The following is an 18,139-nucleotide window of genomic DNA, read 5'->3' as shown; positions in this document are numbered from 1 at the left end:
CACAACCAAACGGATACATAACCCATTCAATTCGCGATTTAACGAGTTCGCGGATTTAACGAGTTCGCGGATTTAACGAGTTCGCGATTTAACTAAAACGGGAAATTGAACAAGTTTCGCGCGCAATTCTACAGAAGCCAGTCGTGAGATCCTAGTGCTTAAAGTGATTTGTCTGCAGTGTGATTTTGTTTTTCGTAAAACAGCGCAAGTAGCTCATCCACTTTATTGCGCCCAGCACCATTGCGACTGATGGTTCGTTTTACTTTCACAGTGTTGAGTTGTGCGCCGTGATAAAGACGACGAGTCAGCGTTGTATCATGATTCGAAATCAATACCGGGATACCGCGCTCATAAGCGGTTTTCTCTGCTATATCCGCTAGAGCCGCTTGGTCGTCAAGTGAGAACCCATTTCCTGCGTATGAGGTAAAGTTGGATGTCGTCGACAATGGCGCATAAGGAGGATCACAATAAACCACGCAGCCTTTTCGAGCCCGCTTGAATGTCTCAACGTAGCCTTCACAGATAAAAGTCGCTTTCTTGGCTTTTTGCGCAAAAAATTCGAGTTCCGCCTCTGGAAAGTAGGGTTTTTTGTATGAGCCAAACGGGACGTTAAACCCACCTTTTTTGTTATAACGGCACAAGCCATTAAAGCCAAAACGGTTCATATACAGAAAGGCCAATGAACGATACATCACATCATCGGTTGCATTGAATTGGGCGCGTACGTCTAAGTACACCTCTTTTTGATTATGGTGTGGGGTGAACCAACGCTTGGCTTCTGAAATATAAAGCTCGGGTTGCTCTTTAAGAAGATTGTATAAGTTAATGAGGTCCGGGTTAATGTCAGCCAGCAGGTATTGCTCAAAATCTGTATTAAGGAAAACGGAACCCGCCCCAATAAAGGGTTCTATTAACTTACGAGCAGGAGGCAGGTGATGTTGAATATCTTCAACGAGGCCATATTTTCCACCCGCCCATTTTAAAAAGGCACGCTGCTTTTTCATTTACTGCTCTGTTTATCCACCACAAAATAAGGCTGCGAAATGTAACATATTTTCGCATTAAGCTCAGCGTTATTTCTCACGATCGATTTCTCGATGAACCTGACTCATTGATTTGGCCCAAGGCCCAAGCTCACGCAGCTCTTCTGGCAGTGTATCGACAGCGTCTCTGGCAACCTGAATCGTTGGGTAGTTTTCATAAGTCACAATGTACCACTCAATGTCATTTCGCATTGTTGGATAAACACGAACTTGATCTTCGATAGCGTACTGCTCGATAAATTCTTGGACTTCGGTTAACGAGTTCATGGCAGCGAGTTGGAGCGTGTAGCTACGCGGTGAAAATGCCTTCAATGCCTCGCGAGAAAATGAGAATGTGATGATTTTTTCACTCGGTGCGGATTCGGCTTCAATCACAGATTCTGCTTCAACATCCGCATCAGCTTGTTGCTGAGCGTCTGCAATGGCATTGTCAATCGTGCTGGTGTCCGCCGGTTTATCATCTAACAGGGCATCAACAACATCCGAGTTAATCACGACACGTTGCTGATCATCATCAGCGAGCCCTACACTTGCCGTTTCGCCTACCACATCCGGAGGGAGTGACATACTGTCATCAATCGCACCCTGGTAGCTTGGATCAACACGTTCAGCGCCATCTTGGTTTTCATTCTCAAGCGACTCTCCGTCCATCGTGGTAACCGATGAAGAGACACTAGGAAGTGTTGGGATAACGGTTTGTTCAAGGCTATCGGTTATCTGTTGCGCTTTCTCGTCCGGAGAAGGCTGGCTAATCATCCAATAGTAACCACCGCCAATAATCAATAAGAGTAAAATAATGAGTGCAGCGATTTTGCCAGGAGAGCCCACAATCGAACGAATGATGATACGTTTTTCCACTTTATGATCTCCTAATGCCATGATTGCACCCGGTAAAGGCGGGGTCTTTTTGTACACCTGACGAACTCGTTTTTCGAGATTATCATCCACATATCGAACGACAAGAAATTCAAAGAACCGTTCCGCCTCTTCTGAACGTAGTGCATCAACCTCTAATTCAATCGGCTTGTGCTCTTGTCCGTAGCTTAAACGGGTTAGCAAACCCTCGATGCTATTTGATTTAGCAAACAGAACGACGTTAATGCTCCAATGGGGATTACTTTGCGCTTCAAGAACCAACATCCACAGCTCTGAAATAAACGACTCGGTCAATAAGTGGGCATCATCAACCACAATGACGAGATCACAAGGTTCGCCTTCTAAGATTTGCTCAAGGCTATCAACAAGGGAATCTTGGGGGCTAAAAAGAGCGTTGGAAATGATCTGATTTAAAATAGTAGAACGGCGTTGAGGATCATCTTGATTGGGGTGACACATCAACAATGATTGATTTTTATCTTGCGCCCAAGCTTCTAGGTAACGTTGCGCCAACCACGATTTTCCCGCGCCAATCTCACCACCGACGGTGACAAGATTGGAGCCGAAATTAGTCAATAGCTGTAAACGCTCTAGCAACTCGGTTTGAGACTCTAATTCCAACACACGTGATTCATGCGTTAAACTCATTAGGCCGTCCTACTGACAGATGACTGTCTATAAAATAAAATTATACGCTACGACAAAAATCAATGGCTTGCTCAAGTACAGATTCAGGAACACCTTTAACGACTTCAGCAGTACCGATACTGGTGGGTAGCACTAAGCGAAGTTCTCCGGCCAATACCTTTTTGTCTCTTATCATGTGCTTCATAAAATCACCAAAAGCCATGCTTTCTGGGGTGTGTACCGGCAACTTTGCATTTTTAAGTATAGAAATGATTCGCGTAACTTGCTGCTCAGAAATTAATCCTTGCAGTTGTGCTGTTTTCGCCGCCATAACCGTGCCCGATGCAACCGCTTCCCCATGCAACCAATTACCATACCCTAGTTCCGCTTCAATGGCATGACCAAATGTATGACCTAGGTTCAATAAAGCACGAATACCCGACTCTTTTTCATCCTGAGCGACGACTTCCGCTTTGATTTCACAGCAACGAGATATTGCATAATTTAATGCTTCTTTATCAAGGGCATAGAGTTTATCTAAATTGACTTCTAGCCACTCAAAAAAAGCGACATCGTAAATGATGCCATATTTGATCACTTCAGCAATGCCCGCTGCAAATTCACGCTCTGGCAGGGTAGTTAAACAGTCGGTATCAATGATGACAGATTTAGGTTGGTAAAAGGCACCAATCATATTTTTGCCGAGTGGATGATTCACCGCCGTTTTCCCACCAACAGAAGAGTCGACTTGCGATAATAATGTCGTAGGAATTTGGATGAAGTCCACACCGCGCTGATAGCACGACGCAGAAAAACCAACAAGGTCACCAATCACACCACCACCAAGCGCTACCACCACCACATCGCGGCTGTAATTGCCTTCTAACAGAAAGGTCATGACTTGATTGAAGGTATCGAGGCTCTTGTATTGCTCACCATCGGGAAGTTCGAGTAACGAGGTTTCGCAACCAAGCTGCTTAAACTGAGCCAAAATTTGGTCAGCATAAAGCGGAGCAACGGTCACATTACTGATAACCACTACTTTCTGATAAGCAGAAAATGCTTGATCGATATAAGAAGAAAAAAGTTGTGCCGAATTATTAAATAATCCGGCACCGATAGAGATTGGGTAGCTTCGCTCGCCCAAACTGACCGTAATCCGTTCCATGGTTTGCTCTCCGATAAAAAACGACTTAACGTTCTTCTAGCATTTTTACGATCTGATTGGCTACTACTTTTGCACTCTGGTCATCGGTACGAACGGTATAATCCGCTACTTCTTCGTAGAGGTTATTGCGTTCACCCGCCAAAGATTCTAAAACATCTCTCGGATTATCCGTTTGTAGCAACGGGCGCTTCTTGTCGCGATTTGTACGCGCAAGTTGCTTTTCAATTGTTGTTTCTAGGTAAACAACAATGCCACGTGCAGATAGACGATTACGGTTATCCTTACTATTTACAGAGCCGCCCCCTGTCGCAAGAACGATGCCTTGCTTGTCAGTTAGATCATTGATGACAGATTCTTCTCGCTTACGGAAGCCTTCTTCGCCCTCAACATCAAAAACCCATGCGATATCAGCACCTGTGCGTTCTTCAATAACTGTATCGGAGTCTAAAAACTCCATATGCAGTTGTTGAGCAAGGTGTCTACCAATTGTACTTTTGCCGGCGCCCATTGGGCCAACAAGAAAGATATTGCGTTTCTCAGCCATGTTTTTAGCAGTAATTTACAACGTTAATTCAATGACATCGCCACAAGAGTAACCTGAGATTATCAGGTCTTATAGTTGCTTGTGGCACCTATTCCTCACAGATGTTTCGTGATAAGACCCGAAATTATCTAGATCTGATGACACTAATGCAACTTTATTTTTTGTTGATCGCGATTATTTATTCCCCACTACTGGAGAATTACTTTCGGAGTCACGAAAATTAGCAGTTCACTTTTGCCTTTTTGTTCATAAGTTCGGCGGAAAAGCGCCCCCAATAATGGTAGATCACCAAGCAATGGTACTTTATCTACCGAATTGGTGGTGCTGTGCTGGTAGATTCCACCGAGCACCACGGTTTCCCCATTATTGACCAGTACTTGAGTTCCAATTCTTTGTGTGTCAATCGCCACCGCCTCCCCGGTTCCCGTCTTAACGATTTCTCCCGGCCTGTCTTGAGTCACACTTAAATCAAGCACTAAACGATTGTCTGGAGTGATTTGAGGGGTGACTTTCAAACTTAAGACCGCTTTTTTAAATGCCACGGTCGTTGCGCCACTAGACGAGGACTCTAGATACGGAATTTCGGTCCCTTGCTCAATATAGGCTGGTTTTTTATTGGTTGTGATTAAACGGGGGCTAGAAATAATCTCTGCCTTCGATTCACGCTGTAATGCCGACAGTTCAAGATCAAGTAACATGTCTGAGCCTAATTTGGCCACTTGAAACGCGATTGATGAAGCATTCGCTGACGTCGCGCCTAAATTAACATTGAGAAAGTCATCAATGGGCAACTCATCCCCCGCCAACGCGCCTACTTGCCATAAGTTACTTTCTATAGATCCCCCTGCGGTATTATTCCCATTGGTATTAGTAAACCCCCAACGAACACCTAGCTCATCCATGTTGCCTTCATTAATGGTCACTATGCGAGCTTCAATCTGCACTTGCTTTACCGGGATATCGAGTGAAGAAACAATGTCACGAATGATCTCAATATTGTCAGGCAACTCACGAATCAGTAAAGAATTGGTTCGTTCATCAATGCTGATGGAACCACGATCGGACAGCATACTCACAGGGCCATCACCGCCAATCATATCGGCAATATCGGAAGCTTTAGCAAAGTTAATTTTGAGAATGTCGGAAGAGAGATCACCTAACTCCTCAGCAAGGCGGGATTTTTCGAGTTTTTGTTGTTCTTGCAAATCAAGCTCTGCAGTTGGCGCGACCAAAATAACATTCCCTTCCACTCTTTTATCCAGGCCTTTGACTTGCAAGATAATATCGAGAACCTGTTGCCAAGGCACCCCGTCTAAGCGCAAGGTAAGGTTACCAGACACCGAGTCAGACACGACTAAGTTAAATGCGTTGTAATCGGCGATGAGCTGCAAGACATTCCTTACCGGGATATCTTGGAAGTTTATTGAAATCAGCTTGCCTTCTTTTTCGAGTAGACTGGCCTGCTTAGGCTTTTGAACGGCTTTGGCTTGAGTCACCACAACATCAAGGTACTTCCCTTTCAAGCTGTAGTTATAATCATAATCACCACTGATGGACGCCACCAACAAAGTACTCGGCTCTTTACGAAATACCTCTATATTTTCCACCACTGTGCCGAAATCGTTGACATCGAGTAGATACAACTGCTCATCACTGACATCGGTTTGCAGTAGCTCAATACTCAACCCTTCTTGTACTTTCTGCAAATCAACAACCGAAGAGGGACTGGCTAGTTCGATAATAATGCGCGCGCTTTTGTCACCATCCACTCGAAAATCAATGCTCTTCAATTGATTTGTGTCGGCTGCCAACACATCACCACTGGTGAGTAGAATACTCAGTAGAGTGACGGTGAATAACGAACAAACTGTCGCTATTTTCATTGTTAATCCTTTAATCATGATGATATCTCAAACAAATAATTCTATTTAAGAGCAAGCTTGACGTTACGCTTACTCCAGCAACCTAGGCCATCGGGCAGCGTTTCATTGATCAACACATAATGAGATGTCACCCTAGTGACTCTGCCGTTATTAAGACCAATAAACTGCCCCTCACTCACGTTGACCACTTGACCTTTAGGTGTTTGGACGAGCGCTGACACCCTATTCGCACTCCCCATGACGCCTTTTAATCTCAACTTACTCATTGGATAGCGTTCAAGCGGCCCTGATTTGGTTCGCTTTGGGGGTTGCCAACAATCTTTTTTAACCATGGCCTGCTCTTGCACCAGTGCCGCACTGGGTAAAAAAAACGGTTCACGAAGTTCAGTACTTTGGTAAGCGGAAGCTTGAAACATAATCACGGGCTCTAGGCGAACAACCTCTTTACGGGCCTGGGATTCAATGGCCTGAATATACTCATCGATCGAGTCATTGTTGGCTTGGCAACCGATCAGAAAGCCCGCGCAGAGAAAAAGAAAAAAACCATTAGCCTTCATCTTTGACCTCCGCTTTGAATTGATAGGTATATGCGCGTACACGGAAATGCAATGTGCTGCTTTCTTGGCTCACTCGTTGCCAATCAATGTCTTCAAGAACGATGATTCTTGGTAGGTTCGCAATGGCCTCTGAAAAATGACCGATGTTGTCGTAACTTCCCGTCAGTTCAAAGTTGAGAGGCAACCGATACAGAAACGTCTGATTCTGCCTTTGACCCCAATCGATACGCGTGAAGGTCAGTGAATTCTTTAAGCCAAACTCATTGACCGATGCCAACATGCTTGCCAACTCTTTCTGTTCCGGTAACTGACGCAACAGGTAATCGTATCGTTCTTCTAGCTCATCAAGCTGAGCACGTAATACGGGTAGAGTGGCCGCTTTATTGGCTTTTATTCGCAAGGTTGACTTCAGTGTTTGCTCTTCATTTTTCAGTGCTTCAAGCTGTTCTATTTTAGGTAAAATATAAAACCAGCTACCAACGCCCTGTAAGAGAATAAGGAGTAGCAGCAATACCATCACCTGAGGCAATAAAGGCCACTCGGTCACTTCATCGATGTCCAGATCTCGAAAATTAACCATGCAGAGCTCCCATGCCATCTGGCTCTTCAACACAGTAATGAAAATTCAAGCTCGCTAACCACATTGAACGGCCACGTTCTTTATCGGCTATCTTTTTACTCGGTATCTGGCCACTAGGTCGCACTTGGCTAACACCATCTTCGAGAGGGCTTTCATCGGTCACTGCAATGCGAAAAGACGCTTCGAAAGTCTGATAGCTTTGACCAAAACGTTTTTGATCGTGGATGATGGAATGCATAGAAACATCATCTAAAAATGAAGACTTTTCGAGATTATCCAGCATCGTCGCCAAATGCGCAGTACTATCGCTGATCCCTTTCATCTCTATTTCGTTGCCCTTCATTTTTATCTTGTCGACGTACACCCCTTCCGGTACCAACTTCTGTATTTCAACCATAAATTCAGTGCTTTTATTGCGCGAGGATTGCAGTTCTTCCACGACAGATAATCGAGTAAGTAATGCCGCATGGTCTTGCTCGGTTAGCTTCAGTTCATTGATTTTTTGATCGAGCTGTTCAATGTATCGGGTAAAATAATTAATTCGCCCTTGCTGTTGATTAAGTTCTGCGATGAAGTACCAACCGGCCAGATATTGCAGTAAAAAAGAGACCAGAATTGACAGCACGATCAAGCTGAAAAATCGTCTTTTGTGCTTTTTACGCTTATCATCTCGCCAGGGTAGAAGGTTTACGCTATAGAGCATGTTGAACCTCCAGCCAATCGTGACCTCTCATTGCGATCCCCACGGCGGTATTAAAACCATGCAAATCACTGTAATGATGTGGCTTTCTAGTCCGTGAGCGCCCCAATAAAGACAGAGGATTTAGAACCTGGCATTCAATACAAAGCCGACGCTGAATCTCTTCAACCAACATTGGCGTTGTCGCGCCGCCCCCAGACAGCCAAATTCCTTTCACTGCTGAATTGCCGTTCACGGACAGCAACATCTGTATTTGCCGTTGAATTCGGTCAATCATCAACTGAATAAATTGATCGATTCTCTTCTCAAGTAACGCATTCATCGGTGATGAAGATTGCTCTAGGTATTGCGTCCCAATAGCCATCTCTTTACTAAAATGAGCCTTATTATCAAAGTCCATACACAGAGAGGTTTGGGTGTATCCAACATCCACCAACAACCAATCTGTGTTGGCGGTCATTTTTGCTGCCTGCCGCCAAACGCTCACTAACCCATGAGCTTGAACGTCACACACGATCGGCAAAAACCCGGCTTTTTTGATGGATTGATAACGACTGTCAACCACGTCTTTTTTGGTGGCATAAACTTGATAGGCAACGGTCTGCGTTTTGCTGTCGTTATCAACCCGCACAAAGTCCAAACTGAGTTCTTCAATGGGGAAGGGAGACTGATGGGAGAAGCCTTGATAGATGGCAAACTCTGTCTCACGCTCGTCAAGATCGCTGTCAATTTGCAGTACTTTGCTGATCACCGCGTTATCAGGAATAGCAATCGCGACCCTTTTACTCCAAATAGGGAGAAATTTTCGTAGCTCTTTTAACTTATTGACAATTTGTTGATGATTTACGGTGTGATTATCAGAGAATACATCACCTGAAATGGGCAATTCTTTAAAACTTACCAGTGAATAGTCATCACTTGCTGGCTTTAAGACCACGGCTTTAATACTATAGTGGCCAATATCTATACCAGTTATTAATGGTTTACCCATGTGTTTTGCTCCAGTGGCTCTATTGACCAACAGTAGAGATCGTTGCTAGCGTTAGCACCGTCATATAAAACTTAGTTATTTTTTATTTTAGAATACAAGGGGTTGCACTTTAGCTACCTCTACTAATCAGGGATTCTTCGGTGAAGTTCATAAAGCGACTATTTATATTCACATTGGTTTGCATGATTCTTGGAGTCAGTACGATCATTGGTTTCTACTTTTACGTAAAACCTGACCTACCAGACGTAGAAGAATTACGACACGTTGAGCTTGAAGCTCCGATGCAAGTATTCAGTCAAGATGGCAAATTAATCGCACAGTTTGGGGAAAAACGCCGAACACCCGTTGAATATCAAGATATTCCTCAGCACTTAATTGAAGCTCTCATCGCGACCGAAGACAGCCGTTTTTACAGCCACTACGGTATTGACCCGATTGGTATTGCTCGTGCCGCCATCGTCGTGGCGATGTCAGGATCAGCAAAGCAAGGGGCGAGTACGATCACTCAGCAACTAGCACGCAACTTTTTCTTGACCAATGAGAAGAAAATAATAAGAAAGATCAAAGAGATATTCCTGGCGATTAGGATTGAACAATCGCTAAGCAAACAGGAAATCATGCAGTTATACGTTAACAAGATTTTCTTGGGTTATCGCTCTTATGGCTTTGGTGCGGCAGCGCAAACCTACTTCGGGCGCGAACTCAACGATCTGACTCTCAGCGAATTAGCCACGCTTGCTGGTATGCCAAAAGCGCCGTCGACCATGAACCCGATTTATTCGCTCGAAAGAGCCACGAGTCGACGTAATGTCGTACTGCGACGCATGTTCGATGAAAATTACATTACTCAAGCCGAATTTGAAGACGCGAGAGCTGAAAAAATCGAATCTCGCTATCACAGTGCAGAAATAGAACTGAGTGCGCCGTATGTCGCTGAATTAGCACGCGCTTGGATGGTTGAACAACATGGCGAAGCCGCTTATACGCAAGGTATGAGCGTTTACACCACGGTTGATTCTAAATTACAACAGGCCGCCAATAAGGCCGCGATTGATAATCTCCTGGCCTACGATGAACGTCATGGTTACCGAGGTGCAGAAAAAGTCGTATGGACAAAAGCGCCAACACTGAATACTGACCAAGAATTTCGACGTCACCTAGCAAAAGAACCGACTTATGGCGCATTGCTGCCTGCCATCGTCACTGATACTCAAGGCAACACCGCGTTTATTTGGGTGAAGAATCATGGCCCGCAACAAGTCGAATGGGCACAAATGAATTGGGCTCGCCGCTTTTTAACCGATGACCGCCAAGGTCCAGAACCAAAGTCGGCCTCAGATATTTTATCCGTGGGTGAACAAATCTGGGTTCGTAACACCGCAGAACAGGCCGAGCCGAGCCTTGAGAGTGAAGTGATTTCAGAGATTGCCTCAGACGAGAGCAATGACGACATTGCCAAACTCGATATTGAACCTATCTGGCGTTTAAGCCAAGTTCCCAATGCCAATACTGCTTTTGTCGCCATGAATCCAGAAAACGGGGCTATTTTGTCACTCGTCGGTGGCTTTAACTTCGTGCACAACAAATTTAACCGCGCCACTCAATCAGTTCGACAAGTGGGCTCCAGTATTAAGCCATTTATCTATGCTGCAGCAATGGATCAAGGCATGACGCTCGCCACTCTGATTAACGATGCACCGATCAATCAATGGGATAAGAGTCAGGGTACAGCATGGCGGCCACGTAATTCACCACCAACGTATATTGGCCCAACTCGTGTGCGTATTGGGCTTGCGCAATCTAAAAACGTCATGGCGGTTCGAGTGCTTCGTGCGGTTGGTTTGGATGAATCTCGAGAATACTTAACTCGCTTTGGATTTGACATTGACCAACTGCCTCGCTCTGAAACCATCGCACTGGGTGCCGGCAGTCTTACTCCGGTGAAAATGGCCCAAGGCTACTCGGTTTTTGCCAATGGCGGTTATTATGTCGACCCATTTTATATTAGCCGTGTCGAGAGCCGATTTGGTGACATCGAATGGCAAGCTACTCCAAAAACAATATGTCGTGAACATTGTGACATGCTCACTACCTTAGACAGTGATAGTAATAGTGATAGCAACGAATTTATGGAGCAGGATGTCGACCTTGATCAACCTCAATATGCACCACAAGTTATCTCTGAACAAACCGCATTCTTAATGCGCGAAATGATGTACAGCAATGTTTGGGGTGGCGGCAACTGGCGTGATGGTACAGGCTGGAACGGCACAGGGTGGCGCGCACAACCGCTCAAACGCCGAGATATCGGCGGTAAAACCGGGACCACCAATGACTCTAAAGACGCTTGGTACAACGGCTACGGCCCAGGCATTGTTGCTACCGCGTGGGTTGGCTTTGACAACCACAATCGGAAACTGGGGCAAACCACCGCCAATAAAAACCTAGATAAGAACCAAATCACCGGAGGTGAGGCTGGCGCAAAAACAGCACAACCTGCGTGGGTTGACTTTATGCAAGTGGCTTTAGACGGCGTTCCGATTCAGTCAAAACAGCTGCCTAACAACATTGTACGCGTTCGAATCGATAGAGATTCCGGCCTTTTGACGAATAAGTTTGATTCAAGCTCGATGTTTGAATACTTCCTAGAGGGGACAGCGCCAACAGAATATGTTGAAGAATCGATCACCGATACGATTTATTCTAGCTCTAGCAGTGAAGAGCTGTTTTAACTCGGAAACAGCAAAAAGGGTTGGCAATGCCAACCCTTTTTTATTCCTTTATATTTGCAGCCATTTTTGATTAAGCTTGCAATATCGACTGAATGGTTCCGCCTAACTGTTCAAAACGAGCCCGCAATGGTGAGCCAGGTCGATAGACCAACACGATTTTTCTTGATGGCTGAGGCTCCATTTTTTTTACGTAGCAAACCCCATCTTTGGTTGACTCTTTAGGGACTGAAAGCTCTGGAAGCAAAGTAATGCCGCCCCCAGCTGCCACCATATTCCGCAGCGTTTCTAAGCTCGTGGCTTTGAATCGTTTATCTTCTTTTGCCCCTGCAGCAAAACAATAACCTAGTGCTTGGTCACGTAAACAGTGCCCATCTCCGAGCATTAATACTGTGCGCCCATTCAGCTCGTCGACATTTAAAAATTCGAGACCAGCCCACTCATGATCGCAAGGCACCGCTAAAGAAAGTGATTCATTATAAAGCTCTATTTCTTTAAAAGGAGCCGTCTCAGCCACCGATGCTAGGACCAGACAATCTAATTTCCCGTCTTGCAGCTGCCTGACTAAATCATGAGTTTGAGATTCATGTAAGAACATCTCAAGTTCTGGATACGCGGCTTTCAGCTGTGGGATAATTCTTGGCAAAATATAGGGGCCGACCGTGGGAATAAAGCCAATATTCATTGGGCCAACCATCTCCCCACTTTGCCCACTCGCCATGTCTTTAAATCGCGTCACTTCGGAAAGAATAATTTTTGCTTGTTCGACAAGCTGCAACCCTGAATCAGTAAAAAGAACTTTACGACTATTTCGTTCCAGCAGAGCGGTGCCGATTTCATCTTCCAACTTACGTATTTGCCCACTCAAGGTTGGCTGACTCACAAAACAAGATTCTGCGGCTTTGCGGAAGTGCTGATGCTCAGCTAATGCAACTAAATATTCTAAATCACGAATGTTCATATAGACTCATACTCAACGTCAGTTTAAGAGGCCACATACCTCAATAGAAAACACCTATTGAAACGATAGCACCAAACGATTATTCCTATCAAAGAAAATTGTTAATAATAGCTTCAACAAAACGGAGCACAGCAAAGCGCTGACTAAGACTCACAGTAACTCATTAAACTTAAATACTAGGAAATCATTATGTTTACATCTAAAGAAGGCCAAAACGTACCACAGGTTACTTTTCCAACACGCCAAGGTGATGATTGGGTAAACGTAACAACAGAAGAACTTTTCAAAGGCAAAACCGTTATTGTATTTAGCTTGCCTGGTGCATTTACACCAACATGTTCTTCAAGCCATCTACCACGTTATAACGAGCTATTTCCTGTATTCCAAGAGCACGGTGTTGACGACATTCTATGTGTTTCTGTAAACGATACGTTTGTTATGAACGCTTGGAAAAATGACCAAGAAGCAGACAACATCACATTCATCCCAGATGGCAACACTGAATTCACCGATGGTATGGGCATGCTGGTAGACAAAGGTGACATTGGCTTTGGTAAGCGTTCATGGCGCTACAGCATGCTAGTCAAAGATGGTGTGGTAGAGAAAATGTTCATCGAAGCAAACGAACCAGGCGACCCGTTCAAAGTTTCAGACGCTGACACCATGCTTGGCTACATTGCACCAGACTACAAAGCACAAGAATCAATCACGGTCTTCACAAAACCAGGCTGCCCATTCTGTGTGAAAGCAAAACAGGCTCTGATTGATAACGGTTTGAACTTCGAAGAAGTGGTACTGGGTAAAGATGCGACCACCGTTAGCCTTCGCGCTGTTACTGGTAAATCAACGGTTCCTCAAGTATTTATCGGTGGTAAACACATCGGTGGCAGTGAAGAGCTAGACACTTACCTAGCTTAATCACAACCCACTGAAGACTACCTAGTGTATCGGGCACTAGGTAGCCTTTTCCCTAACGTCACCTCTATACCCAAGTGGCTTTCATATCCAGGTTACTTTATACCCAAGCTACTTTATACCTAAGCCACTTTATACCTAAGCGGCTTGAATGATTCCCCCAAAGCAGGCCATCAGGACACTTTGGTATAGAACGTACGAACGCAACAATTTCTTTCAGCAGCCTGAATAAAAAGGCTCAGAAAACAAAAGTAGAGACAGGGTTATGAAACAAGTAAACGTAGATGTAGCTGTTATTGGTGGTGGTACTGCAGGTTTAGGCGCATATCGCGCAGCAAAAGCAAATACACCAAGTGTTGTCATGATAGAAGGCGGTCCATTTGGCACAACCTGTGCTCGCGTTGGCTGTATGCCGTCAAAACTGCTTATCGCTGCTGCTGAAAGTGTCCATCAGATTGAAAAAGCGCCTGGATTCGGTGTTTACCCTCAAGGTGAAACGGTGATCAATGGTCGCGAAGTGATGGACAGGGTAAAACGTGAACGTGACCGTTTTGTTGGATTTGTTCTTGAAGGCGTAGATGAAATCCCAGCTGAAGACAAAATCCATGGCTACGCAAAGTTTATCGATAACAACACGTTAGTGGTTGACGACCACACAACCATTACCGCTAAGCGCATTGTCATCGCCACGGGATCACGCCCTGCCTACCCTGCGGTTTGGAACGAGCTTGGTGATCGCCTTGTTATCAATGACGACGTATTTGATTGGGACGACCTGCCAGAATCAGTCGCCGTATTTGGCCCTGGTGTTATTGGGTTAGAGTTAGGCCAATCCCTGCACCGTTTGGGTGTCAAGGTGAAAGTATTCGGCGTGGGCGGTCAAGTTGGGCCAATCACTGACCCTGAAGTCATGGCTTACGCGAACAAAGCATTCCAAGAGGAGTTCTATCTTGATGCGGATGTTAAAGTCGAGACCATGCGTCGTGTGCTCGATGATCAAGGCAAAGAGACGGACAAAGTCGAGATCATGTTCATCAACCACGATGGTGAACTTGAAACCTTCATTGTTGATTACGTATTAGCAGCAACAGGACGTCGACCTAACGTTGATAAACTCGCTCTTGAAACAACTACGCTGGAATTAGATGAACGCGGTGTACCAACAGCCGATTACTACACGTTACAAACATCGGTAGAGAGCATCTTTATTGCGGGTGATGCAAGTAACCAAATTCCACTGCTTCATGAAGCGGCAGACCAGGCGAGAATCGCCGGTGATAATGCGGGACGCTTCCCAGATATTCGTGCAGGTTTACGCCGTTCGGTTATCTCAGCGGTCTTCTCGGATCCGCAAATTGCCATGGTCGGTGAAACTTTCAAACAACTCGAGCAACGTTTAGGTAACTGTGGGTGTTTTGCGACCGGCGAAGTTTCATTTGAGAACCAAGGTCGTTCACGTGTCATGTTGAGAAACAAAGGTATTTTACATGTGTACGGAGAGCAAGGAACAGGACGCTTCCTAGGCGCTGAAATGATGGGGCCTAATGCTGAGCATTTAGCGCACTTACTGGCTTGGGCACACCAAAACAAGATGACGGTATCGGAAATGCTCGATATGCCATTCTACCACCCAGTGATTGAAGAAGGCGTTCGTACTGCACTTCGTGACCTGAACGCCAAACTGCACCTAGGACCAGAGATGGTGAAACATTGCCTAGACTGTGGGCCTGGATGTTAATGTAGGCTTAATTGAAAACAAGCTGAGAATAGGCTAAAAAGAGGCAGAAGAGAAGCTGAAGAGAAGCTGAAAACAGGTGGAAAAGAGGCTGAGTATAGGCTTTTTCCACCACTTCTTCTTTTATCAGCCTATTTTTTAGCCTTCTATCGCGCCTCTTTGTAACCTCGCTCCACCCTCTTTTCTGACCTCTTTTTCGGCTTTGTTTCCAGCCTTGTTTCCAGCCTTTTTTCTACCCTCTTTTTAACCTTGTCTCTGGCTTCTTTTTAACCTTGTCTCTGGCTTCTTATCTACCCTATCGACTCACTTACTTTTCAGCAGCAATCACCGAGATTTCAACCAATAACGCTTCGCGCGCCATATCACCGGTCACACATGCGCGTGCTGGTGCGTGACCTTCAGGAACCCAAGCATCCCAAACCTCATTCATCTCTTTAAAATCTTTCATATCTTTTAAATAGATGGTCGCTGACAACATATGCTCTTTATCACTACCCGCTTCCAGGAGTAAGGCTTCTACCTTATCTAGCATGGTTTGTGTCTGTTCTTTGATGCCTTTTTCTGCATCCGCACAAACTTGGCCACATAGATAGATGGTTCCGTTATGCTTAACAATGCGGCTCATACGTTGCTTAGTGTGTTGACGTTCAATCATTTTGCTCACTTTCTTGGGTTAGTTACGATATTCTATCAGCGTGTATATTACCCAATAAGAAACATTCATGACATGTAAAACGTGTGATAACGCGGGCTGGTTTTGGAAAAAAATCGGGCGCTGTCAACGCTGTATGGATCAGCTCACCACGCTCTCGGTGTTGTGTGCGGTCGTCTGGTGGTTTACCTGTCGAGAGACGCCGTTTAGCATAGAATCCATTGCACTTATCATGGCGGGGCTTGCGTTTAATGGATTGCTGTTTTTGCATCTTTGGATGAAGTTCATCATCATTCCCTACCAAGAGAATAAGCGTAAAAAAAACTCCAGCACTTCAGGCAAGCACTAGAGTTTTATCATTATCGTTTACGTTAGCTTTATCGTTTACATTGCTTTTGGCATTGGCATTGCTTTTACCGCTGCATGTCTGGATTGTTAACGGGTGAGCCCAAGCGCTTCGTCTACCACGTGATAGATATAATGCTGCTCAACCACACCTTGAAACAACCATGCTTGCGGCCCACGAGCAAAGATCGCCACATCTTCACCAGAATGCGTTTCTGAGCTCAGTTTCACCAACGCCTGCTGTAAGTAATCGAGCTTTTTCACTTGCTCTGCCGTTGGGTTATCGCGCTCACCTTTCACCGCTCCTGGGCCATTGCCGTACGCGAGTGTGGTGTAATTTTTCCCAAAATCATCCTGGTTAAGCTTACCTTTTTGCTTGGAAAGGCCCAGAATTGGGTTTCCGCGCTCAGCGTAGCCATTTGAAATCAGTGTATGAGCATGATCCGCAGTCACAATAATCAGAGTTTCTTCAGGGTTGGTTTTTTCTAAAGCAAGTCGAATCGCATCATCAAAAGCGACCGTATCTTCCAGCGCTCTGGCGGCATTGCCATCGTGGTGAGCATGGTCTATCCGCCCAGCTTCCACCATCAAGATATAACCCGTTTTGTTGTTGCCTAATATTTGAATCGCTTTATCGGTCATCTCGGCCAATGACGGCTCTTGGTTATCGACTTTTCTATCCGCTTCATATTGCATGTGGCTGTTTTCAAATAGACCGAATGCACGCTGTTGATCGGTCAACTTATCAAAGCCTTGGCGATCATAAACATACTGACCTTCCGGGTAACGAGCTTGCCACTCTTCAATCAGGTTACGCCCATCTTTACGTTTGCCTTTTTTACCCTCAGGGTCGGTATTATCTACCGGAAGAAATTCACGTCGACCACCAGCAAAAGCCACTTGGAAGCCGTCACCGTGATCAAACTCTATGAACTGCGTTGCGATGTCTTTGCACCCATTCCCTTTGGCGATATTAGGCATAGCCGCATCGTTTTCCCAATTTCGGTCTGCGCTGTGTGCAAACGTGACCGCTGGCGTAGCATGAGTCAGTCTCGCGGTCGACACCACGCCGAGAGACATGCCTTTTTCAGCGGCTGAGTGAAACGCTGTCTTGACTTCATTTCCTTTTGCGCTGCTACAAAAACCACGTTGCACCTTGTCATTAACACTGATAACGCCTGCTTTGGTCTTCACCCCGGCCACCATCGCGGTTGCCGTACCCGCAGAATCCGGTGTTTGCATGTCGGTATTGTATGTTTTTGCTAATGCAGTATGAGGGAGACTTTCCATAGCGAGTGAATATTCTTCACCTTTAAGCCCTTTGTTTTGCCCTGCATAAATACGCGCTGCGGTCATTGTGCCCACACTCATACCATCACCGATGAATAAGATGACATTTTTAGCTGGCCCGGTGATTGGCTTTAACTTTTTTGCTGCTGTAATCGCACTTTGGCCTTGGGTATACCAAGTATCACCTTGCTGAGGCAGTTCAGCCATTGAAACTGTTGATGCCATTAGGCCGCTGAGCGCTAATCCTAGTTGATATCCTTTCACTGCGTCTCTCCGATGGAATAAATGAACGAGCCCAACGGTAGCCAATTTGTATATCAGTTTAATGAATGATTATTGACACTTTTTTGACTACTTGTGAAATAGGAAAATAAAAAATGGCTCACAGAATAAACAGATAAACAGATAAACAGATAAACAGATAAACAGCGTAGGATAAAAGTACGAGCAAAAACTTGGGCGACAGGAAGAAAAAAGCCCCGCAGCCAATATCGGTTGCGGGGCCTTCTTAGATATTTTCTAAGAAAAAGCAGTGGTACTAAT

At 45.2% G+C, this 18,139-nt stretch carries 14 protein-coding genes and 2 pseudogenes; 4 read left to right on the top strand and 12 right to left on the bottom strand.

Translation table 11 applies throughout. The features are described from left to right. Positions 1 to 158 precede the first annotated feature (158 nt). The 9 genes and pseudogenes from QF117_RS06990 to pilM form a co-directional block, all read right to left on the bottom strand. Positions 159 to 1,004, bottom strand: a complete 846-nt coding sequence (locus QF117_RS06990; RefSeq protein WP_282388358.1) for a Dam family site-specific DNA-(adenine-N6)-methyltransferase — start codon at positions 1,002 to 1,004, stop codon at positions 159 to 161. A 69-nt stretch (positions 1,005 to 1,073) separates the two neighbouring features. Then, complete coding sequence (locus QF117_RS06985; protein WP_282388357.1) at positions 1,074 to 2,567, bottom strand: AAA family ATPase; 1,494 nt, start codon at positions 2,565 to 2,567, stop codon at positions 1,074 to 1,076. 40 nt (positions 2,568 to 2,607) lie between these two features. Beyond that, positions 2,608 to 3,714 (bottom strand): 3-dehydroquinate synthase, encoded by a 1,107-nt coding sequence (gene aroB / locus QF117_RS06980; RefSeq protein ID WP_282388356.1) that lies wholly within the window; start codon positions 3,712 to 3,714, stop codon positions 2,608 to 2,610. 25 nt (positions 3,715 to 3,739) lie between these two features. Beyond that, positions 3,740 to 4,258: a shikimate kinase AroK gene (gene aroK / locus QF117_RS06975; RefSeq protein ID WP_017036110.1), complete on the bottom strand. Its 519-nt coding sequence runs from the start codon at positions 4,256 to 4,258 to the stop codon at positions 3,740 to 3,742. 188 nt (positions 4,259 to 4,446) lie between these two features. Continuing rightward, positions 4,447 to 6,066, bottom strand: a pseudogene (locus QF117_RS06970) (type IV pilus secretin PilQ family protein); the annotation flags it as partial. Positions 6,067 to 6,182: 116 nt separating this feature from the next. After that, the gene (locus QF117_RS06965; RefSeq protein WP_282388354.1) at positions 6,183 to 6,698 is read right to left on the bottom strand and encodes a pilus assembly protein PilP; all 516 of its coding nucleotides are present in this window, start codon (positions 6,696 to 6,698) and stop codon (positions 6,183 to 6,185) included. Continuing rightward, entirely contained in the window at positions 6,688 to 7,278 is a 591-nt protein-coding gene (gene pilO / locus QF117_RS06960) for a type 4a pilus biogenesis protein PilO (RefSeq protein ID WP_282388353.1), read from the bottom strand. Before pilO ends, QF117_RS06965 begins: the two co-directional genes overlap by 11 nt. Before the next feature lie 166 nt (positions 7,279 to 7,444). Beyond that, positions 7,445 to 7,981 (bottom strand): annotated as a pseudogene (locus tag QF117_RS06955) (PilN domain-containing protein); the annotation flags it as partial. Beyond that, complete coding sequence (gene pilM, locus QF117_RS06950) at positions 7,971 to 8,969, bottom strand: type IV pilus assembly protein PilM (protein WP_282388352.1); 999 nt, start codon at positions 8,967 to 8,969, stop codon at positions 7,971 to 7,973. The gene pilM and the pseudogene QF117_RS06955, both read right to left, overlap by 11 nt. Before the next feature lie 140 nt (positions 8,970 to 9,109). Here pilM and QF117_RS06945 point away from each other — a divergent pair, with 140 nt between their 5' ends. Then, entirely contained in the window at positions 9,110 to 11,701 is a 2,592-nt protein-coding gene (locus QF117_RS06945) for a PBP1A family penicillin-binding protein (RefSeq protein WP_282388351.1), read from the top strand. A gap of 70 nt (positions 11,702 to 11,771) precedes the next feature. On the opposite strand, the gene oxyR is transcribed toward QF117_RS06945, so the two are convergent. Continuing rightward, positions 11,772 to 12,659: a DNA-binding transcriptional regulator OxyR gene (oxyR, locus tag QF117_RS06940; RefSeq protein WP_282388350.1), complete on the bottom strand. Its 888-nt coding sequence runs from the start codon at positions 12,657 to 12,659 to the stop codon at positions 11,772 to 11,774. A gap of 189 nt (positions 12,660 to 12,848) precedes the next feature. On the opposite strand from oxyR, the gene QF117_RS06935 reads away from it, so the two are divergent. Together QF117_RS06935 and QF117_RS06930 are read left to right on the top strand one after the other, a co-directional pair. Beyond that, entirely contained in the window at positions 12,849 to 13,577 is a 729-nt protein-coding gene (locus tag QF117_RS06935; RefSeq protein ID WP_282388349.1) for a glutathione peroxidase, read from the top strand. 262 nt (positions 13,578 to 13,839) lie between these two features. Next, a complete protein-coding gene (locus QF117_RS06930; protein ID WP_282388348.1) occupies positions 13,840 to 15,312 on the top strand; it encodes a dihydrolipoyl dehydrogenase in 1,473 nt (490 codons plus the stop codon). A 304-nt stretch (positions 15,313 to 15,616) separates the two neighbouring features. Here the strand turns inward: QF117_RS06930 and QF117_RS06925 are convergent, their stop codons facing one another. Further along, a complete protein-coding gene (locus tag QF117_RS06925; protein WP_282388347.1) occupies positions 15,617 to 15,964 on the bottom strand; it encodes a RidA family protein in 348 nt (115 codons plus the stop codon). A 67-nt stretch (positions 15,965 to 16,031) separates the two neighbouring features. Here QF117_RS06925 and QF117_RS06920 point away from each other — a divergent pair, with 67 nt between their 5' ends. After that, entirely contained in the window at positions 16,032 to 16,310 is a 279-nt protein-coding gene (locus QF117_RS06920) for a DUF3624 domain-containing protein (RefSeq protein ID WP_282388346.1), read from the top strand. A gap of 86 nt (positions 16,311 to 16,396) precedes the next feature. Here QF117_RS06920 and QF117_RS06915 read toward each other — a convergent pair whose 3' ends face one another. Beyond that, the gene (locus QF117_RS06915) at positions 16,397 to 17,860 is read right to left on the bottom strand and encodes an alkaline phosphatase (RefSeq protein ID WP_282388345.1); all 1,464 of its coding nucleotides are present in this window, start codon (positions 17,858 to 17,860) and stop codon (positions 16,397 to 16,399) included. Between the last annotated feature and the right edge of the window lie 279 nt (positions 17,861 to 18,139).

Source organism: Vibrio sp. YMD68 (assembly GCF_029958905.1).
GTDB lineage: Bacteria > Pseudomonadota > Gammaproteobacteria > Enterobacterales > Vibrionaceae > Vibrio.
Note: the sequence above shows the minus strand (reverse complement) of the source record. Positions and strands in the feature narration are given on the sequence as shown.